The 19,598-nt window shown below is 54.9% G+C and carries 17 protein-coding genes; 11 read left to right on the top strand and 6 right to left on the bottom strand.

Going from position 1 to position 19,598, the window contains the following annotated elements:
* Positions 1–61: 61 nt before the first annotated feature.
* The 4 genes from nagZ (at position 62) to NXT09_RS06030 (ending at position 4,331) form a co-directional block, all read left to right on the top strand.
* Positions 62–1,090 carry a beta-N-acetylhexosaminidase gene (gene nagZ / locus NXT09_RS06045; RefSeq protein WP_268579141.1) on the top strand — a complete coding sequence of 343 codons (1,029 nt, stop codon included), beginning with the start codon at positions 62–64 and terminating at the stop codon, positions 1,088–1,090.
* Between the two features lie 28 nt (positions 1,091–1,118).
* Positions 1,119–1,661 carry an alpha/beta hydrolase YcfP gene (gene ycfP, locus NXT09_RS06040; RefSeq protein ID WP_010297273.1) on the top strand — a complete coding sequence of 181 codons (543 nt, stop codon included), beginning with the start codon at positions 1,119–1,121 and terminating at the stop codon, positions 1,659–1,661.
* A gap of 366 nt (positions 1,662–2,027) precedes the next feature.
* On the top strand, positions 2,028–3,332 hold the full coding sequence (locus NXT09_RS06035; RefSeq protein ID WP_268579140.1) for an NAD(P)/FAD-dependent oxidoreductase: 1,305 nt from the start codon (positions 2,028–2,030) through the stop codon (positions 3,330–3,332).
* A 459-nt stretch (positions 3,333–3,791) separates the two neighbouring features.
* Entirely contained in the window at positions 3,792–4,331 is a 540-nt protein-coding gene (locus tag NXT09_RS06030) for a glycine zipper 2TM domain-containing protein (RefSeq protein ID WP_205554552.1), read from the top strand.
* A gap of 111 nt (positions 4,332–4,442) precedes the next feature.
* Here NXT09_RS06030 and NXT09_RS06025 read toward each other — a convergent pair whose 3' ends face one another.
* Both NXT09_RS06025 and NXT09_RS06020 read right to left on the bottom strand, forming a co-directional pair.
* A complete protein-coding gene (locus tag NXT09_RS06025) occupies positions 4,443–5,636 on the bottom strand; it encodes an MFS transporter (RefSeq protein ID WP_268579139.1) in 1,194 nt (397 codons plus the stop codon).
* A 42-nt stretch (positions 5,637–5,678) separates the two neighbouring features.
* Positions 5,679–6,887, bottom strand: a complete 1,209-nt coding sequence (locus NXT09_RS06020) for an MFS transporter (protein ID WP_268579138.1) — start codon at positions 6,885–6,887, stop codon at positions 5,679–5,681.
* A 135-nt stretch (positions 6,888–7,022) separates the two neighbouring features.
* Between NXT09_RS06020 and NXT09_RS06015 the strand changes: the two genes are divergently transcribed.
* Positions 7,023–7,613, top strand: a complete 591-nt coding sequence (locus tag NXT09_RS06015; RefSeq protein ID WP_268579137.1) for a TetR/AcrR family transcriptional regulator — start codon at positions 7,023–7,025, stop codon at positions 7,611–7,613.
* Between the two features lie 51 nt (positions 7,614–7,664).
* On the opposite strand, the gene yegD is transcribed toward NXT09_RS06015, so the two are convergent.
* Positions 7,665–9,017, bottom strand: coding sequence for a molecular chaperone (yegD, locus tag NXT09_RS06010; protein WP_268579198.1), 1,353 nt, complete (start codon positions 9,015–9,017; stop codon positions 7,665–7,667).
* Positions 9,018–9,234: 217 nt separating this feature from the next.
* On the opposite strand from yegD, the gene NXT09_RS06005 reads away from it, so the two are divergent.
* Positions 9,235–9,678 (top strand): lysozyme inhibitor LprI family protein, encoded by a 444-nt coding sequence (locus NXT09_RS06005; RefSeq protein ID WP_268579136.1) that lies wholly within the window; start codon positions 9,235–9,237, stop codon positions 9,676–9,678.
* Positions 9,679–9,756: 78 nt separating this feature from the next.
* On the opposite strand, the gene mfd is transcribed toward NXT09_RS06005, so the two are convergent.
* Positions 9,757–13,209, bottom strand: coding sequence for a transcription-repair coupling factor (gene mfd, locus NXT09_RS06000; RefSeq protein ID WP_205568452.1), 3,453 nt, complete (start codon positions 13,207–13,209; stop codon positions 9,757–9,759).
* A 142-nt stretch (positions 13,210–13,351) separates the two neighbouring features.
* Here mfd and lolC point away from each other — a divergent pair, with 142 nt between their 5' ends.
* From lolC to cobB, 5 genes are all read left to right on the top strand, one after another.
* Entirely contained in the window at positions 13,352–14,554 is a 1,203-nt protein-coding gene (gene lolC / locus NXT09_RS05995; RefSeq protein ID WP_205554526.1) for a lipoprotein-releasing ABC transporter permease subunit LolC, read from the top strand.
* Positions 14,547–15,254: a lipoprotein-releasing ABC transporter ATP-binding protein LolD gene (gene lolD, locus NXT09_RS05990; protein ID WP_268579135.1), complete on the top strand. Its 708-nt coding sequence runs from the start codon at positions 14,547–14,549 to the stop codon at positions 15,252–15,254. The genes lolC and lolD overlap by 8 nt, the downstream gene beginning before the upstream one ends.
* Positions 15,251–16,498 carry a lipoprotein-releasing ABC transporter permease subunit LolE gene (lolE, locus tag NXT09_RS05985; protein WP_240585655.1) on the top strand — a complete coding sequence of 416 codons (1,248 nt, stop codon included), beginning with the start codon at positions 15,251–15,253 and terminating at the stop codon, positions 16,496–16,498. The genes lolD and lolE overlap by 4 nt, the downstream gene beginning before the upstream one ends.
* Before the next feature lie 84 nt (positions 16,499–16,582).
* Entirely contained in the window at positions 16,583–17,497 is a 915-nt protein-coding gene (gene nagK, locus NXT09_RS05980) for an N-acetylglucosamine kinase (protein ID WP_205554514.1), read from the top strand.
* Positions 17,498–17,508: 11 nt separating this feature from the next.
* Positions 17,509–18,339 carry a Sir2 family NAD+-dependent deacetylase gene (cobB, locus tag NXT09_RS05975; protein WP_205554512.1) on the top strand — a complete coding sequence of 277 codons (831 nt, stop codon included), beginning with the start codon at positions 17,509–17,511 and terminating at the stop codon, positions 18,337–18,339.
* A 42-nt stretch (positions 18,340–18,381) separates the two neighbouring features.
* Here the strand turns inward: cobB and NXT09_RS05970 are convergent, their stop codons facing one another.
* Together NXT09_RS05970 and NXT09_RS05965 are read right to left on the bottom strand one after the other, a co-directional pair.
* Positions 18,382–18,618 (bottom strand): hypothetical protein, encoded by a 237-nt coding sequence (locus NXT09_RS05970; protein WP_268579134.1) that lies wholly within the window; start codon positions 18,616–18,618, stop codon positions 18,382–18,384.
* Positions 18,619–18,803: 185 nt separating this feature from the next.
* Positions 18,804–19,520, bottom strand: a complete 717-nt coding sequence (locus NXT09_RS05965; RefSeq protein ID WP_240585651.1) for a Crp/Fnr family transcriptional regulator — start codon at positions 19,518–19,520, stop codon at positions 18,804–18,806.
* Positions 19,521–19,598: the final 78 nt, after the last annotated feature.

The following is a 19,598-nucleotide window of genomic DNA, read 5'->3' as shown; positions in this document are numbered from 1 at the left end:
ATGTGGCGTTTGTAGTAAAGATCATTTCATTAAGCAGTACACTCTAAAGAATGAGGTTTTTGTGGGTCCGGTAATGTTAGACGTTGCCAGCTATGAGCTGGATGCAGAAGATCGTGAAGTGCTGGAACATCCGCTGGTTGGCGGCGTGATTCTGTTTACCCGTAATTTTCATGATGCGGCGCAGCTACGGGAATTAGTGCGTCAAATCCGCGCGGCGTCGCGCGAGCGCCTTGTGGTGTCTGTGGATCAGGAAGGCGGACGGGTTCAGCGTTTTCGTGATGGGTTTACTCGTTTGCCTGCCGCGCAGGCGTTCGCGGCATTAAACAGCGAGTCAGAAGCCTTGCGTTTGGCGGAAGAGGGCGGCTGGCTGATGGCGGCAGAAATGATCGCCATGGATATCGATATTAGCTTTGCACCGGTGCTGGATATCGGCCACCAGAGCGCGGCGATTGGTGAGCGCTCATTCCATGCCAATCCAGAGACGGCGCTGGCCGTCGCGCAGAGTTTTATTCGCGGCATGCATAGCGCAGGCATGAAGGTCACGGGTAAGCACTTCCCCGGCCACGGTGCGGTCAGCACCGATTCACATAAAGAAACGCCGCGCGATCCGCGTCCGCTCGCGGAGATTCGTGTCCACGACATGTCAATTTTTAAAGCGCTGATCCAGCGCCAGCAGTTGGATGCGATCATGCCAGCCCACGTGATTTATACGGAGGCCGATCCGCATCCTGCCAGTGGGTCGCCCTATTGGCTCAAAACGGTGCTGCGTGACGAGCTGGGCTTTGACGGCATTATTTTCTCTGACGATCTTTCGATGGAAGGTGCCGCGGTGATGGGCAGTTATCCCGAACGGGCGCAGGCGGCGTTGCAGGCAGGATGTGACATGATTCTGGTTTGCAATCATCGCGAAGGGGCGGTCAGCGTGCTGGATAACCTGTCCCCGGTCAAAGCGGAGCAGCTGACGCGCTTATATCATCAGGGTTCGTTTTCTCGTCGGGAACTGCTGGATTCGCCGCGCTGGAAGCAGGCGAATCAGGCGCTCACATTGCTCAGCGAGCGCTGGCAGGCGCATAAAAATGGCGAGAAATAGGCAACTTAGTCTGCGGTGAGGATGAAAGATGATTATCTATTTACACGGTTTTGACTCGACCAGCCCCGGCAACCATGAAAAGGTCTTGCAGCTTCAGTTTATTGATGAAGATGTACGATTGATTAGCTACAGCACGCTGCATCCGCGTCATGATATGCAACACCTGCTAAAGCAGGTGGATAAGACGATTCAGCAGTCTGATGACGATCGTCCGCTGATCTGTGGCGTGGGGCTAGGGGGCTTCTGGGCCGAACGCGTCGGTTTCCTGTGTGATATACGACAAGTCATCGTTAATCCTAACCTTTTCCCGCAGGAAAACATGAGCGGGAAAATCGATCGCCCGGAAGAGTATCTGGATATCGCCACGAAGTGCGTGGCGAACTTTCGTGAAAAGAACCGCGATCGCTGCATGGTGATGCTTTCCCGTCAGGATGAAATGCTCGACAGCCAGCGTAGCGCGCAGACCTTGGGAACGTATTACGAGATCGTCTGGGATGATATTCAGACGCATAAATTCAAAAGCATCTCCCCTCATTTACAGCGAATAAAAGCCTTCAAAACGCTCGGTTAACACTGCTTTAGCGACGACCTGTTCATTGCGGCTGTCGTTCCTTCTGATACCCTTGTTTGAGGGGGAACAGAAGGAACGACGCAATTTATTTACTTTCCTTAGTTCATCCTGTGGTGCAGACGCGCACGATTCAGCATTTTCTCTTCGCGCAGATTTGTGCTAATTCACTGAAATAAAGATGGAATTTTCTCGCTAAAAACCTGCCTGACAAAATAAATTGATATATATCAATTTTGGTATGACCAAATAACCTAGCGTGCTATTCTTGCAGCAGATATCAGGCTTAACTTACGCGAACCCTATGTTATATAAGGATATTATTTTTTACTCTTTATTAACGATTGGTTCACATTTTAGGGGGTCATTTTGACATCACCAACCAAAAAAATTGTCATTGTCGGCGGGGGAGCTGGCGGACTTGAACTCGCAACGAGTTTGGGCCACAAGTTAGGACGCAAGAAAAAAGCGGAGATTACGCTGGTGGATCGTAACCATAGCCACCTGTGGAAACCGCTGCTGCATGAAGTCGCGACAGGCTCGCTGGACGACGATATGGATGCGCTGAGCTATCTGGCACACGCCCGCAATCACTATTTCCAGTTCCAACTGGGCATGCTGACGGATATCGATCGTGAAGAGCAGCAGATTCAACTGGCTGAAGTGTGTGACGAGCAAGGCGATGTGCTGGTTGCAGCGCGTCGTATTCCGTATGATATTTTGGTGGTGGCATTAGGCAGTACCTCAAATGACTTCGGTACGCCGGGCGTGAAAGATCACTGTATTTTCCTGGATAACCCGAAACAAGCCCGCCGTTTCCATAATGAAATGCTGAATTTATTCCTGAAATTCACAGCAAATCAGGAAGAAAAAGAGCGCGTGAATATCGCGATTGTGGGCGGCGGCGCGACAGGGGTCGAACTGTCTGCGGAATTGCATAACGCGGTGAAACAGCTGCACAGCTACGGCTTTGACGGGCTGGATAACCAAACGCTGAATGTGACACTGGTGGAAGCGGGCGAACGTATTCTGCCTGCGCTGCCGCCGCGCATTTCATCGGCTGCGCATCAGGAATTGAACAATATTGGCGTTCGCGTGCTGACGAAAACCATGGTGACCAGCGCAGAAAGTAGCGGTCTGAATACCAAGGACGGTGAATTTATCGAAGCCGATCTGATGGTTTGGGCGGCGGGTATCAAGGCACCGGATGCAATGAAAGAAATTGCAGGTCTGGAAACGAACCGGATTAACCAGTTGGTGGTTGAGCCGACGTTGCAGACGACGCGCGATCCCAATATTTTCGCCATTGGCGACTGTGCCTCCTGCCCGCAGGAAGGCGGCGGGTTTGTGCCACCGCGCGCGCAGGCCGCTCACCAGATGGCATCACGCTGCCACAGCAATATCATCGCCTTGCTGAACGGGCAAACGCTGAAGCCTTATGTCTATAAAGATCACGGCTCGCTGGTTTCCCTGTCTAAATTCAGTACGGTTGGCAGCCTGATGGGGAACCTGATGCGGGGCTCCGTAATGGTAGAAGGACGGATTGCACGTTTCGTGTATATCTCCCTGTACCGCATGCACCAGGTTGCTCTGCATGGCTATGTTAAAACAGGCCTGATGATGTTGGTAGGTGGGATCAACCGGGTGATTCGCCCGCGTCTGAAGCTGCATTAATCCATCTTTGCTGACATCTTTCTGATACGGGCATGAACGCAATTTCATGCCCGTATTCTTTTCTGCCAGGGGCCATCTTATTCTTACTCAGAGCCCTCTCTTTCCGTCAATCTGCTCACCATTTCCTGTTTCTGGAGCCGTAGCGCAATTGGCTACTTCGCTGATAAGGCAGTATAAAATAGCGTCCTATTACCAATTCCAGTTAAGATAATTCCCAAATGACGCTTTTATGTTACGAATCTGACAGTTTTGGTTAATTAGTCTTATTGCGAGAGTTTAAAACATTGTGCAGACTTTCCACTGTTTACAGATGGCGTAGCACGCACGCCGAAAATTCTGAATGCTGATATTCAGAAGGAACCACCGGATTCATCGCGTTAAACGCGAGCTGGCGTAAAACAAGATTTACGGCAGGGTTGCAGGTGGGGAATGCGTGAGAATAGATTCGGGAGGTATCCTGTGAACAAATCAATGTTAGCGGGTGTAGGTATTGGTGTGGCTGCTGCATTGGGTGTGGCGGCGGTGGCGAGTATGGATGTATTTTCCTCTAAACCTCAGTTTGCACAGGTGCTAACAGCAACACCAATTAAAGAAACGGTCAAAACGCCTCGTCAGGAATGCCGTAACGTGAGCGTGACGCATCGTCGTCCGGTACAGGATGAAAACCAGATTGCTGGCTCGGTACTGGGTGCCGTAGCGGGTGGGGTTCTGGGGCATCAGTTCGGTGGCGGACGCGGGAAGGATGTCGCAACGGTAGCGGGTGCACTGGCTGGCGGCTATGCGGGTAACCGTGTACAAAGCGGCATGCAGGAAAATGATACGTACACGACGCAGCAACAGCGCTGTCAGACGGTGTACGACAAATCACAAAAAGTTCTGGGTTATGATGTCACCTATAAAATCGACGGCCAGCAGGGTAAAATCCGCATGGATCGCGATCCTGGTACACAAATTCCAGTAGACCGAAACGGGCAATTAATCCTGAATCAACAGGGCTAACTGACTCCAACTTCTACGGTTTTGCGCTGACACCATCTCTAAAAACCGCGAGACACCTGAAGAAGGTGCTCGCGGTTTTTTCATTCTATATTCTTTCTATGTTCTTTCTGCTTATAGGCATTTTCTGCTCTCGGTTAGCTTCATGCTAAGGGATAGCAGCAAGGCGGCCGCGGCGAATCCACCTGCCAGCCAAAGTGTCGCGATCGGGCCTGAGCGATCCACGGCTTGACCACCGACCCACGATCCGAGCGCGATGCCAACATTGAAAATGCCAACATACAGCGCGGAGGCGATCTCCACGGCGCGCGGTGCTGCCTTCATCATCCATGTCATCAACCCGACGGACACGCCGCCGTAGGCCAATCCCCAGACGAGCAGCGTTACACCACCGCCAAAATGCGAGCCACCGATGGTCAGGAACAGTATCGGAGTCAACAATAGCCCCAGCGCGATGACTATCAAGGTTAACGCCGTGCGCCGCGCTGCGATAATGCCCGCCAGAAAATTACCGACGATGCCAGCCATGCCATAGGCGAACAGCAGTGCGCCGATCCATCGCGCATCGAATCCCGATACCGATAGCAGCAACGGCCGCACGAAGGTAAAGGCCATGAAGTGTCCGGCCACCAGCAACAGCGTCAGGAGTAGCCCGATTTGCAGCTTACGGTTGATCAACTGCTCACCGAACTGGCGTAGGGTGACGGAATGGGCAACGGGTAGGGCAGGAATAACCGCGAGGTGAAGCATTAGCACTAGCCCGCTAAACACGGCCATACAGCCAAAGGCCCAGCGCCACCCGGCGAGATCGCCGATCAGTGCGCCGAACGGCACACCCAGCACGGATGCCGCAGCGACACCGCCAAAGATGATGGATGTTGCCAGGCCGATGGCGTGCTCGGGAACGAGCCGGGCCGCCAGACCACCGGCAATCGCCCAAATACCGCCCATGCAGAAACCGACCAGTACACGCGCAGCCAGCATCCAGCCGATGTCCGGTGCCAGTGCAGAGGCAATGTTGGCGATAACCAGCAGCGTCAGCAGTCCACATAGGATCCTGCGTCTATCCATGCCGCCGGATGCGATCACCACCAGCGGGGCGAATAGTGCAGCCAGAAGCGCAGGGAGTGAAATCATCAGGCCGGCGGTTCCGGTAGAAGTATCTAACGTCTCGGCAATCGGCGTTAGCAAGCCGACTGGAAGCATTTCCGTCGTGACGACAGAGAACGTCGCAAGGCCGACGGCGACAACGGCCAGCCAGGAACGCGGTGCAGTAGCACCTACAGGGATAGAGGAAGACGTGTTCATGGTTCAGTCCTTAACAGGGGGGAAGCAGGCGATGTGTAACCGTCAAACGGCATCGGGAAGAGGAGAAGGCGTTGTCCGTAGGCGTTGGTATCCCCGCAGCGCAACCAGCAGCACCAACACGCCAGCGCATAGCGCAACGGCGAATCCGGCTCGGGCACCGCTGTCGTCAACAACGTAGCCTGATACCGCAGCGCCCAGCGCCACGCCGACATTCAGCCCCGCCAGCAGCCATGCCATGCCCTCGGTCAGACGATGCTCAGGAACCAGACGCTCGACCAGCGACATCGCCACGATCATGGTGGGGGCGAAGAACAGTCCGGCGATCAGCACGGCCGCAGCCAGCGCGGGAATACTGCCAACCAGCAGCAGGGGCAACGTGGTTGCTGCTGTTGCTAAGCCACCCAGCAATAACAACTGGTGCAATGCGGTTCGCAGCTTGAGAGCACCGAACACCAACCCGGCCAAGCATGAACCGACCGCATAAGCCGACAACACCAGACTGGCCGCCGCCGGCTGACCATACTGCTCGGCGAAGGCGACGCTGACGATATCCACGGTGCCGACGATGATGCCCATCGCGACCATCAACAGCGCGAGCAAACGCACGTTCGCCTGTTTGATCACCGACCCCGAACGATCCGTGCTGACATCCTGCGCTTCTACTGGCGGTTCGGTACCGCGCTGTGTCACCAGAGCAAACGCGCCGATAATCAGCAAGAACGCCGCTGCCAGCGGGCCAGCCTGAGGAAATACCGCAACGGACAGCCCGACAGCCAGCGGTGGCCCGGCGATAAAAGTAACTTCATCAAGCACCGTCTCCAGCGAGTAAGCGGTCTGTAAGCGAGGCTGACCGCGATAGATCGCTGTCCAACGAGCTCTTACCATTGCGGACATGCTGGGCATAAAACCGGCCAGCAAGGCACCGATGAATAAGCTCCAGTCAGGCGCTTGCCACCAGGTGCTGGCGAGCAGAAGCAGCATGCCGATCACGCTGATGGCGGTTGCAATCGGCAGCACGCGGCCTTGCCCGTGGCGATCGACCAGACGGGAGACTTGCGGTGACAGCAGCGCGTAGGTCAGTACGAAGGTGGCCGATACCGCCCCCGCTAGCGCATAGCTGCCGCGCAGTTGCGACAACATGGTGATAATGCCAATGCCCGTCATGGGCAGTGGAATCCGCGCCAACAGGCCGGCCAGTGCGAAGCCTCTGGTGCCGGGCGCAGCGAAAAGTTCTCGATAAGGATTGACCATCTCATTCTCCAAAGTGAATCCACTTGCCACCACGTGGCGGCGCAGCGACAATACATACAGAGCGTATGAATAAAAGCATATATTCATACGGAGTGAATGTAAATAATCATACGGTGTGTATGTAAGGATGTGTCGATGGTTCGTCGTACCCGTGCTGAAATGGAAGAAACCCGCGCTACGCTGCTGGCGACCGCCCGCAAAGTCTTTAGCGAACGCGGCTATGCTGACACCTCAATGGACGATCTCACCGCACAGGCGAGCCTGACCCGAGGGGCGCTTTATCACCATTTTGGTGACAAAAAAGGGCTGTTGGCGGCGGTGGTGGAGCAGATCGATGCCGAGATGGATGAACGACTGCAAGTCATCTCCGACACTGCTGAGGATGCCTGGGACGGTTTTCGCTGCCGCTGCCGCGCCTATCTGGAAATGGCGCTAGAGCCGGAGATTCAGCGCATCGTGCTGCGTGATGCGCGGGCGGTTTTGGGGGGTGCGTCGCCGGATTCACAGCGCCATTGCGTTGAGTCGATGCAGCGGCTGATCGATAACCTTATCCGACAGGGCGTGGTGGCTGACGCCGATCCACAGGCGCTGGCATCGTTAATCTACGGCAGTTTGGCCGAGGCGGCGTTCTGGATTGCGGACGGAGAAGATGGAAATGCGCGGCTGGCACAAGGCGTTGCCGCGCTGGAATTGCTGCTACGTGGGCTATTAGTCAAGTCACGATAGCGATCAACAGAATAGCCTGACGAGAGGCGTGGTTGGCGTCTCATCCTTGGCTTAACGGCGAAAGATAATCTCTGCCCAGCGCGCCAGCCCGGCGGTAACGGAGCCAAAATCGTTGCCGCTGGCGATAGGAATATCAGGAAGCAACTGCTGAATAGCCTGACGCAGCAGCGGAGAACGGGCGCTACCGCCGGTCAGGTAGATCACTTCCGGCCGGGTTTGGCTGGTTTCTAGCGCCAGCGTCACCTGTTGCTGAATTCGCATGAGCGGATTCTCGATGGCGGCATTGAGTTCATCCGCATGAATGCGCGTTGCCAGACCCGATTCGATAAAGTGCAAATCGGCCGCCGTTTCCGACTGATTGGACAGCGCAATTTTGCTCTCTTCCGCCAGTTGAATCAGACGGTAGCTCAGGCGCTGTTGCCAGACGGTCAGCAGTCTTTTTACCAGTTCAGGCTGACGTGCATCGCGGATCATTTCGTTGATTAACGCGCGGCTGGCGGTGCTATGAAACTCTTTTTGCGCCGGAATATCGTTAATCGCAACCGCATTCCACCAGGTCATGAGTGGAAGAGCGATGCCTTTTTCCGACTCGCTATTCATGCCAAGCAGTGGCATCAGCTGTTTGAACGCGAGCATGATATCCAGATCGTTACCGCCAACGCGGCAGCCGCTGTGCCCTAATAGGCTTTGTGAACGTTCATGCTGCTTATGCCACTCTGGGCCCATCAGCAGCATGGAGCAGTCGGTGGTTCCGCCGCCGATATCCACGACCAGCACGCGCGTTTCTTTCGCCAGCGTGGATTCGAAATCCAGCCCAGCGGCCACGGGTTCAAACTGGAAGACGACGTCTTCAAACCCGGCACGGTGTGCCGCACGATCTAAAATGCCTTGCGCCTGCTGGTTGGCTTCTTCGCCGCCGATGCTTTGAAAGTTAATCGGGCGACCGATGACGGCCTGACGAATCGGCTGATCAAGCTGGCTTTCTGCCTGCGTGCGGATGTGCAGCATCATGGAGCAGACCAGATCCTCAAACAGCGCAATCTGCTGGGCTTTCAGCCCGACGGCACCGAGGAAGGACTTCGGTGATTTAACGAACCACGTCTCTTCCGGGTCATCCATATAGTGGCGTAACGCATCACGTCCGAATTTCACGCTATCAGGCTGCACGCGAATATCTTCTTCGCGGTTGTAGCTGATGGCACGCTTCAGCAGCAACGCATTCTCACCCTCAGCATTGACCTGATGGTGTCGCCATAACCACTCGCTAACCGCTTCGCGCACGGGCGCGCACAGCAGGGAAGAAAGATAAGGCGAGCCATTTTCCAGCGACAGGAGCCGTGGTGTACCTGAATCCATCACTGCCACGGAACAGTTCGCCGTGCCGTAGTCAAAACCGATAAACATCGTCGTGCCCCATGCCATGAAAATTTCCGGGAAAAACGTTTAACGTCGCACCCGCGACGGCCCGGAAAGGAGGCCGCCAAGGATGGCGGACCATAAAAAGGGTGGCGACTTTACTGCGTTACGACGGTGCTTGTAAAGGCGGATATATTGGTTAATGATAATGCGTTGATATAGCAGTTAATAATGGAAAAAACACTAAGAAGGAACGGTGAATAAAATGAAAAAGGCAATACTTGTAACACTTCTGGCCATGGTGTCTTCGGCTCACGGTGCGAATAACACTAACGAGTCACCTGATCATCGACTCATCGCTTGTACAGCGTCAGCTCAAGCGATTTCCGAGCGTAAAGCTTGTTTCGAGGCCGCTTATCAGGGATGGGAAGGGATTATGAATCAGCAGTACCAATTGCTGATGCGGGATAAGTCGCAAACGGTTAAAGACTCGCTGAAAAAATCACAAGACGCCTGGATTCAATACCGCGATGCCTATATTGAGGCAGCAGAAAATACGTATTGGGAATTCGAAGCGGTGGACGGGCAGAAAAAAGATGAGAAAGTAGAAGGAACTTGGCAAGTGTTAACCTACGACATGAAGGTACGCATGGTTCGCGAAAGAGCCACCGAATTGTTACAGGTGCGAAGAAGTATTCTTGATTTCTAATTCACAATGCCGATGAATGTCGATATGAATTCATAAAATAACGGGAACCTGCAGGTTCCCGTTTATGATGAAAACGCCTTACGCCGCCAGCGTATGCTGCGCCATGTTCCCCAGCAGTGAACCGATAAATTCGATGCGCTGCGGACGGTCACTCAAATCCTTCATGAATTTCAGGCGAGTTGGGCCATCAAGACGGTAGGTGCCCGGATCGCGCTGTAACAGGCCGATAAGGTGGGACGGATCGACGCGATTTTGCTCGCTGAATTCGATAAATCCACCTTTCTCATTGCCTTCAATACGGCGGATACCCAGCGCCTGCGCCTGTTGACGCAGGGCGGCAATCTGCAACAGATAGCGGCTTGCATCAGGAAGGAGACCGAAGCGATCGATCAGTTCGACCTTCAACTCATCCAGTTCGGCGGTGGTTTTTGCGCTGGCGATACGTTTGTATAGCGACAGGCGCGTATTGACGTCGGGGATGAAATCATCGGGCAGCAGGGCAGGTAAACGCAGTTCGACGTCGGTCTGGCTGTTGATCAGATCTTCCAGCGACGGCTCCCGGCCCGCTTTTAAGGCATCGACGGCGCTTTCCAGCAGTTCCATATACAGCGAGAAACCGACGCTGGTCATCTGTCCACTCTGATCGTCCCCGAGCAGTTCGCCTGCGCCACGGATTTCCAGATCGTGCGTTGCCAGCGCAAAACCGGCACCGAGGTCTTCCAATGAGGCGATCGCTTCCAGACGCTTCTGCGCATCGGTACTCATCGCTTTAGGATTCGGTGTCAGCAGGTAAGCGTAAGCCTGATGGTGGGAACGCCCAACACGACCACGTAACTGGTGCAGCTGTGCCAGACCGAAGTGATCGGCACGCTCAATGATAATGGTATTAGCGCTTGGAATATCGATCCCAGTTTCGATGATCGTGGTACACACCAGCACGTTAAAACGCTGGTGGTGGAAGTCGTTCATGACCCGCTCCAGCTCGCGTTCACGCATCTGGCCGTGACCGATCGCGATGCGGGCTTCCGGCACCAGTTCTGCCAGCCGCTGGGTGGCTTTCTCGATATTTTCGACGTCGTTATAGAGGTAATACACCTGTCCGCCGCGCAGAATTTCACGCAGAATCGCTTCACGCACCACCAGATTGTCATATTCGCGGACGAACGTTTTCACCGCCAAACGACGGGCTGGCGGCGTAGCAATGATCGACAGATCGCGCATTCCGCTCATCGCCATGTTGAGCGTACGCGGAATCGGCGTAGCGGTCAGCGTCAGGATATCGACATCCGCCCGCATCGCTTTGATGCGCTCTTTATGGCGCACGCCGAAGCGGTGTTCTTCGTCCACAATCAGCAGCCCTAAATCGCGCCAGCGTACGTCGCTCTGCAACAGCTTATGGGTGCCGATCAGAATATCGACTTTGCCTTCCTGCGTTTCCTCCAGCACCTGCGTTTGCTCACGCGCGCTGCGGAAGCGGGAGATCATTTCTATCTTCACCGGCCAGTTGGCAAAGCGATCGCGGAAGTTGTCAAAATGCTGCTGTGCCAACAGCGTTGTTGGCACCAGAACGGCGACCTGTTTATGGTTTTCAACCGCCAAAAACGCGGCGCGCATCGCCACTTCGGTTTTCCCAAAGCCGACATCGCCACACACCAGACGATCCATCGCCAGCGGCTGGCACATGTCGCTCAGTACGGCGTTGATGGCCTGTGCCTGATCGGGCGTGGTCTCGAAGGGGAAACTTTCGCAGAAAAGCTGATACTGCGTTTTGTCATGCTTAAACGCAAAGCCGCTTTTCGCCGCGCGCTGGGCATAAATATCCAGCAGCTCAGCGGCAACATCACGCACCCTTTCTGCCGCTTTTTGCCGCGCGCGTGACCAGGCATCGCCACCCAGTTTATGCAGCGGTGCATTTTCATCGGCACCGCCCGCATAGCGGCTGATCAAATGCAGCGAGGAAACGGGAACGTACAGCTTGTCTTCACCCGCATAGGTCAAAATCAGGTATTCGGCCTTGATGCCGCCCGCTTCTAGCGTAGTCAGCCCAGCATAACGGCCAACGCCGTGTTCGAGATGAACGACGGGCTGTCCCGGCCGCAGCTCCGCTAGGTTGCGGATCAGCGTATCGGTATTGATCGTGCGGCGATTATCTTGACGGCGGCGGCTGACGCGCTCACCCAGCAGATCGCTTTCGCAAATCAATGCGCGCTGACGCAGCGTGTCGATAAAACCGTGTTCGCTGGCACCGATGATCAGGTAAGTGCCACGATCCTGAGCCTGCTCCAGCGTGCTGATGAGCGTCGGGTTCAGTTTGATACGCGCCAGCAGTTCTTGCAGCGTTTCGCGTCGGCCTTCGCTCTCGACGGAGAAAATAATCTGGCCTTCGAACTGTTCGATAAAACGGCGCAGCGCATCCAGCGGGGATTTCTGCTGATGCTGAATCGCCAGCTCCGGCAGCGGCAGATAGGCCAGATTCACGTTGGCGGCTTTTTCCGGCAGCGTATCGGTTCTCAGCTGCACGCGCGGCCACGCTTTCAGCTCCGTGAACAGACCGTCTACGCGCAGCCAGAGTGAATCCGACGGCAACAGCGGGCGCATAGGATCAACACGGCGGCTTTCAAAACGCTGCTGAATATCCTGCCAGAAACGCTCGGCACTCTGTTCGATATTGCCCGTGTTGACGATCAGCGTGTTGTTCGGGAAATAGCTGAACAGCGACGGCAGCGGTTCGCTGAAGAATAACGGCTGCCAGTATTCGATCCCGGCAGGCCAGACGCCTTTGCTGACCTGCTGATAAATGTGCTCGGCATCGCGTCGCACCTCAAACTGTTCGCGCCACTGGCTGCGGAAAAGTTCGATGGCGGTTTTATCGGTCGGGAATTCGTGGGCGGGCAGCAGATTGATGTGCGGTACTTCATTCAGCGTGCGCTGCGTATCCACATCAAACAGACGCAGGCTGTCGATCTCGTCATCAAAGAAATCGATACGGTAGGGCTCTTCACTTCCCATCGGGAACAGATCCAGCAGCGCGCCGCGCGTGGCATATTCACCGTGTTCCATAACCTGATCGACGCTGCGGTAGCCCGCCTGCTCCAACTGCGAACGCAGCTTATCACGCGAGAGGCGCTGGCCTTTTTTCAACACCAGCGCATGACCGTGCAGGAAACTGTGCGGACAAACGCGCTGCATCAGCGTGTTGACCGGCAGAATCAGGACGCCGCGTGTCATGTTGGGCAATTGATAGAGCGTGGAGAGGCGGGTCGAAATAATTTCCTGATGCGGAGAAAAACTATCGTAGGGCAGCGTTTCCCAGTCAGGCAGGGTGGTGACGTGCTGGTCGGTAAATTGCTGAATTTCATCACGCAATCGCAGAGCGTTTTGCATATCCGGCGCGATAAGCACCACCAGCCCGGCGTGGCGTTCAATGATTTCTGCACATTCAACGGCGCAGGCAGCGCCGGTTAACTGGCCCAGCAGGCGCTGCTCACCCGCTTTGGGCGGCAGCGAATAACGGTAATTTTCAGGCATCATCTGATTATCGGGTCTCGCCTCCCTGCATCCGGCCAGGAATAAGAAAAAGCCGTAGAGTGAGGGTGTTAGGGTTCCATAAAGCAGTACTACCCTTTATTATCCTTGATCACTTTGCTTTGGCAACCTTATCCAGACGGATTTCATGTATCAACCTGTCGCTTTATTTATTGGCCTGCGTTACATGCGTGGGCGTGCATCAGACCGCTTCGGCCGGTTTGTCTCCTGGTTATCCGCCATTGGCATCACGCTGGGCGTGATGGCGCTGGTCACGGTGCTTTCCGTGATGAATGGCTTCGAGCGCGAACTGGAAGGCAATATTCTGGGCGTGATGCCTCAGGCGGTCATCTCTACGCCGCAAGATTCGCTGAACCCGGCGTTGATTCCCGCTTCCTCCTTAGATTCGCTGGAAGGCGTGACGCGCGTTGCGCCGCTGACGACGGGCGATGTGGTGCTGCAAAGCGCCCGCAGCGTCGCCGTAGGCGTGATGTTAGGGATTGATCCTGACGAACAGGAGCCGCTGTCTCGCTATCTGGTTAACGTCAAACAGCAGCAGCTGCAATCCGGTCAGTATCAGGCCATTTTGGGCGAGAAACTGGCCGCACAGCTGGGCGTTAAGGCCGGCGATCAAATTCGCATGATGGTCACGAGCGCCAGCCAACTGACGCCGATGGGGCGTATCCCTAGCCAGCGTATCTTTACCGTTGCCGGCACCTTTGCCGCGAACAGCGAAGTCGATAGCTACCAGCTGTTGGTGAACCAGCAGGATGCCTCTCGCTTGATGCGCTATCCGGCGAACCACATTACCGGCTGGCGTTTGTGGCTGGAAAAGCCGCTGTCGGTCGATACGCTGAGCACGCAAAAACTGCCGGAAGGCACGGTCTGGAAAGACTGGCGCGAGCGTAAAGGCGAGCTGTTTCAGGCCGTACGCATGGAAAAAAATATGATGGGGCTGCTGCTCAGCCTGATCGTCGCGGTGGCCGCGTTCAATATAATTACCTCGCTGGGTTTACTGGTGATGGAAAAACAGGGAGAAGTCGCCATTCTGCAAACGCAGGGGCTGACTCAACGTCAGATTATGGCGGTGTTTATGGTGCAAGGGGGGAGCGCTGGCGTGATTGGCGCGTTGTTAGGGGCAATGCTAGGGGCGCTATTAGCCAGCCAACTGAATACGCTGATGCCAATATTGGGCGTATTGCTGGATGGGGCCGCGTTGCCTGTAGATATTGATCCCATGCAGGTCGTGACGATCGCCATTTCTGCGATGGTCATTGCCCTCTTATCAACACTTTACCCGTCATGGCGCGCTGCCGCCGTTCAACCCGCTGAGGCTTTACGTTATGAGTGATTTACCGTTATTGCAGTGTACTAACCTGTCGAAGCGCTATCAGGACGGCAAGCTGTCTACCGACGTGTTACGCGATGTCTCATTTGAAATGAACAGCGGCGAGATGATGGCCATCGTCGGGAGTTCTGGCTCGGGCAAAAGTACGTTGCTGCATGTGCTGGGCGGGTTGGATACGCCGACGTCAGGTGAAGTTATCTTTAAAGACCAGCCGCTGAATACGCTCTCAGCGGCGGCAAAATCGGATTTACGCAACCGCGAGCTGGGCTTTATTTATCAGTTCCACCATCTGCTGCCGGATTTTACTGCGTTGGAAAACGTAGCAATGCCATTGCTGATTGGCAAAGTACCGACGTCACAGGCACAGGATAAAGCCCGCGAAATGCTGGCGGCTGTGGGGCTGGAAGCACGCAGTCACCACCGTTCATCGGAGCTGTCCGGCGGCGAGCGGCAGCGTGTCGCCATTGCCAGAGCGCTGGTGAACAGCCCGTCGCTGGTGCTGGCGGATGAGCCAACCGGTAACCTCGATCAGCGTACGACCGACACCATTTTTGAACTGCTGGGAGAGCTGAACGTCCGGCAGGGCACTGCCTTTCTGGTGGTGACGCATGACCTGCAATTGGCTAGCCGACTGAACCGCCAACTGGAAATGCGTGACGGTCAGTTGCAGCAGGAACTGACCCTGATGGGAGCGCGGCAATGAGATTTCCTCCGCTCTCGTTGCTGATTGGCCTGCGCTTTAGCCGCGGCCGTCGGCGTGGTGGCATGGTTTCGCTGATTTCGGTCATTTCTACGCTCGGGATTGCCCTCGGCGTAGCGGTGTTGATTCTCGGTCTGAGCGCGATGAATGGCTTTGAGCGCGAACTGAACAACCGCATTTTGGCCGTGGTTCCGCACGGCGAAATCGCACCGGTCAATCAGCCTTTCGACGGCTGGCAGGACATTCTTCCGAAAATAGAACAGGTGCCTGGCGTGGCGGCCGCGGCGCCTTATATCAATTTCACCGGGCTGCTGGAGAACGGTGCCAAACTTCAGGCGGTGCAGGTAAAAGGCGTCGATCCGCAGCAGGAGAAACGTCTTAGCGCGCTGCCCAACTATGTGCTGAATGATGCCTGGCAGCGCTTCCGTGCGGGTGAGCAGCAGGTCATTATCGGTCAGGGCGTGGCAAAGGCGCTGAATGTGACGGAAGGCGACTGGGTCACGGTGATGATCCCGAACAGCGACCCGGAAATGAAGCTGATGCAGCCGAAACGCATCCGGCTGCACGTCAGCGGTATTTTACAGCTGAGCGGCCAGCTCGATCATGGCTTAGCGCTGATTCCGTTGGCGGATGCCCAGCAATATCTGGACATGGGGCAGAGCGTAACGGGGATCGCCATCAAGGCTAACGACGTGTTCTCCGCCAATAAACTGGTGCGCGATGCGGGTATGGCCACAAAGGCTTATGTCTCTATTCGCAGTTGGATTGGCACCTATGGTTATATGTATCGGGACATTCAGATGGTGAGAACCATCATGTATCTGGCGATGATCCTGGTGATTGGCGTGGCCTGTTTTAATATTGTTTCAACGCTGGTGATGGCGGTGAAAGACAAAAGTAGCGACATCGCGGTCTTGCGTACGCTGGGCGCTCCAGACGGACTGATTCGGGCTATCTTTATTTGGTACGGGCTATTGGCTGGGCTGCTGGGTAGCGTGATAGGCGCTGTCATTGGCGTGATCGCGACCTTGCAATTGACGCCGATTATTCACGGCATTGAATCCATCATTGGTCATAAGCTGCTGTCCGGCGACATCTATTTTATCGATTTCCTGCCATCTGAACTGCATGTAACGGATGTCTTGATCGTATTAGGCACGTCGCTGGTGCTGAGTTTGATTGCCAGCTGGTATCCGGCACGGCGCGCCAGCCGGATTGATCCTGCCCGCGTGTTGAGCGGACAGTAAACCAAGCCAACGCACATGCGGCTTGAGATATGACGGGGATAGTCCCTATCGTGTGGGAAATCGAACACACCCTAAGGAGCAGTCATGTACTACGGTTTTGACATGGGCGGCACGAAAATTGAGCTGGGCGTGTTCGACGCGGAGTTGAACAAGGTGTGGCAAAAGCGGGTGCCAACGCCGCGCAGTAATTATGATGACCTGCTCACGACGCTGGTCGATCTGGTGCATGAAGCTGACGCTCAGGTCGGCATGCAGGGGAAGGTCGGTCTCGGCGTACCGGGCATGGAGACAGGTAACGACGGTGCACTATTCACCGCTAACCTGCCTGCGACGATGGGAAAGCCGCTGCGTACGGATTTGTCGCAGCGCTTGCAGCGAGATATTCGCATCAGTAACGACGCTAACTGCTTTGTGCTGTCGGAAGCCTGGGACGCCGAGTTTCGTTCCTATCCTGTCGTGCTGGGTATGATTCTAGGCACGGGGCTGGGCGGTGGTTTGGTGATTAACGGGCGTCCGGTCGACGGGCGCAACGGCATCGCGGGTGAGTTCGGCCATCTTCGCCTGCCGTCCGACGCTCTGGATATCATCGGCGTGGATATTCCCCGCGTGAAGTGCGGCTGCGGTCAATCAGGCTGTATCGAGAATTATATTTCCGGTCGCGGTTTTGAATGGCTGTACGAGCATCTGTATGGTGAGGCGCTGCCTGCCGTGACCATCATTCGGCACTATCGCGGCGGAGAAGAAAAAGCGCAGGCGTTTGTCGATCGCTTTATGGATTTGTTAGCGGCCTGTCTGGGCAATCTGCTGACGCTGTTCGATCCACACCTGCTGGTGTTGGGCGGCGGCCTGTCGAATTTTGACGAAATCTATCAAATTCTGCCGACGCGCCTTCCTCCACGACTTTTACCGATTGCGAAACTGCCACGTATAGAGAAAGCGCGTCATGGCGATGCGGGCGGCGTACGTGGTGCGGCGTTGCTACACTTAATGGATAACTAGCTGGAGAAGGTATGTATACGCGTCAACGATTAGGGCGGTTTCATAAGGGAAAGCGTATGCGGCAACAGCGTCTTCGTGCGCGTATTTTCCATCGTGATTATCTGGCAGCAAGCGAAGTGAAAAAACCGCGCGTGGTAGTATTAACGGGCGCAGGTATTTCAGCGGAATCGGGCATCCGTACTTTTCGTGCAGCCGATGGCCTGTGGGAAGAGCACCGCGTCGAGGATGTCGCGACGCCCGAAGGCTTTCAGCGTAATCCAGAGCTAGTGCAGGAATTTTATAACGCCCGTCGTCGTCAGCTACAGCAGCCGGAAATTGTACCGAATGCTGCGCACCTAGCATTAGCGAATCTGGAAGCGATGCTGGAAGATAACTTCCTGCTGATTACGCAAAACATCGATAACCTGCATGAACGTGCTGGCAGCAAGCGCATCATTCATATGCACGGTGAGCTACTGAAAGTACGCTGTAGCCAAAGTGGACAGATCTTTGAATGGACAGACGATCTCGCCGCTGGCGAACGCTGCCACTGCTGTCAATTTCCCGCGCCGTTACGCCCGCATGTGGTGTGGTTTGGTGAAATGCCGCTGCACATGGACAAGATTTACCATGCACTGTCGCAGGCTGATTACTTTATTGCGATTGGCACGTCGGGGCATGTCTATCCCGCTGCCGGTTTTGTCCATGAGGCCCATTCGCACGGTGCCTACACGCTGGAACTGAATCTGGAACCCAGCCAGGTCGAAAGCCAGTTTGATGAAAAAATTTACGGCCCCGCCAGCACCGTGGTGCCCGAGTTTGTCGCTGCCTGGCTGACGCGCGGTCAAAGCATTAAATTTTAAGCGTCCACAAAAAGTTTTAAGCGCCCGCAAAAAGAGAAAACGTCATGAATCGTATGAGGACGGCGTTTTCTCTTGCCGATCGTTGCCGCAGCAACATTCATCAAGCTGATCGAACGGCAACATCGCGGCGTGGTTAAAGAAACGATATTCACTCTCGCTACAGCGAGCATGCGCAGCGGTTTCTGTCGGCGAGTCCGCCGGCGGATGTGGCGGCTGTTGGCTGTCATGGCGTGACGATGTTCCATGAAGAGATAAGGTTCGTCGGAAAAAGCCCAGCATAGCGTTACCCTCACAGTATCTCATCACGAGATGAATGAGATAGTTATGTTAATGAGAGCTATTCTCATCAATGTAAGCTAAGCCTAGTTGATAATATGATGATGTGGGAATGACAATTGTCAAAAAGTATATCCAAAATGGTTCTATCCACCCGTCATGCCTGAATCGACAAAGGCTTAGAACGATCAAAATGTCCGTCTGGCTTCGGCCGCCAGTGCTTTCAGATAATTCAGATCGCACAATTCCACCTGATGACCCCGATAGGTAATGTGGCCTTGCCGCTTCCAGTCGGACATCAATCGACTCAATGTTTCACTGCGCATCCCTAATGACGTCGCGAGCTGGCCCCGACTCACCGGTAATGTCAGTTGCTGAGTTTGCTGAATGTGGTGCTGCCGCAGCAGGTAATCTGCCAAACGCTGTGGTGCGGAGCTGGACGTCAGCCAGTCGATTTGGTTGATCGTCGAGTAGAGCTTTTTGCCCAGATAATTCAGCAAACGCAGCGCCAGCTCCGGGCGTTGCAAACAGAACTGGTGAATATCCTGCCGTGGGATCATCAGCGTGTGACCCTCGCTCAGCGCGCGGATATTCATCGGGAAGCGGCCGTGATCCATAAACACCGCGGCGATGGCGACAAATTCTCCGCGCTCAAACTGCCCGAAAATCTTCTCATCGCCGCCATAGGTATGGCGAAAAGCCTGCAATTTTCCTGCTTCAACCAGCAAACAGTGCTGCATTTTGTCGCCTTCGCGAAACAGAACATCATCCTGCCGGAAAAACAGACGCTCGCTTTTTGCCAATAGCTCACACACCACATTGTTGGGTTCATCACGCATCCAGTCATGCTGAAACAGCACGTCACCGTATTCATCGGGCGATAGCGCTTTTTTGACAAATGTCATTTGCCCTCCCAGAGGCTGGTATTACCATTAAGCTAGCAAATGAAAATAATAATCACTTGCATGAATTCAGCAAGCAAA

The sequence above is a fragment of the Pectobacterium jejuense genome, assembly GCF_026800125.1.
Taxonomy (GTDB): domain Bacteria; phylum Pseudomonadota; class Gammaproteobacteria; order Enterobacterales; family Enterobacteriaceae; genus Pectobacterium; species Pectobacterium jejuense.
Note: the sequence above shows the minus strand (reverse complement) of the source record. Positions and strands in the feature narration are given on the sequence as shown.

Excerpts from the sequence above, each read along its gene's own strand:
- NXT09_RS06005 (WP_268579136.1), top strand. The coding sequence starts at position 9,235 with ATGAAAAAGGCAATACTTGTAACACTTCTGGCCATGGTGTCTTCGGCT.
- NXT09_RS05970 (WP_268579134.1), bottom strand. The coding sequence starts at position 18,618 with ATGCTGGGCTTTTTCCGACGAACCTTATCTCTTCATGGAACATCGTCA.
- ycfP (WP_010297273.1), top strand. The coding sequence starts at position 1,119 with ATGATTATCTATTTACACGGTTTTGACTCGACCAGCCCCGGCAACCAT.
- NXT09_RS06020 (WP_268579138.1), bottom strand. The coding sequence starts at position 6,887 with ATGGTCAATCCTTATCGAGAACTTTTCGCTGCGCCCGGCACCAGAGGC.
- NXT09_RS06025 (WP_268579139.1), bottom strand. The coding sequence starts at position 5,636 with ATGAACACGTCTTCCTCTATCCCTGTAGGTGCTACTGCACCGCGTTCC.
- lolC (WP_205554526.1), top strand. The coding sequence starts at position 13,352 with ATGTATCAACCTGTCGCTTTATTTATTGGCCTGCGTTACATGCGTGGG.
- mfd (WP_205568452.1), bottom strand. The coding sequence starts at position 13,209 with ATGATGCCTGAAAATTACCGTTATTCGCTGCCGCCCAAAGCGGGTGAG.
- yegD (WP_268579198.1), bottom strand. The coding sequence starts at position 9,017 with ATGTTTATCGGTTTTGACTACGGCACGGCGAACTGTTCCGTGGCAGTG.
- cobB (WP_205554512.1), top strand. The coding sequence starts at position 17,509 with ATGTATACGCGTCAACGATTAGGGCGGTTTCATAAGGGAAAGCGTATG.
- lolE (WP_240585655.1), top strand. The coding sequence starts at position 15,251 with ATGAGATTTCCTCCGCTCTCGTTGCTGATTGGCCTGCGCTTTAGCCGC.
- nagK (WP_205554514.1), top strand. The coding sequence starts at position 16,583 with ATGTACTACGGTTTTGACATGGGCGGCACGAAAATTGAGCTGGGCGTG.
- NXT09_RS06015 (WP_268579137.1), top strand. The coding sequence starts at position 7,023 with ATGGTTCGTCGTACCCGTGCTGAAATGGAAGAAACCCGCGCTACGCTG.
- lolD (WP_268579135.1), top strand. The coding sequence starts at position 14,547 with ATGAGTGATTTACCGTTATTGCAGTGTACTAACCTGTCGAAGCGCTAT.
- NXT09_RS05965 (WP_240585651.1), bottom strand. The coding sequence starts at position 19,520 with ATGACATTTGTCAAAAAAGCGCTATCGCCCGATGAATACGGTGACGTG.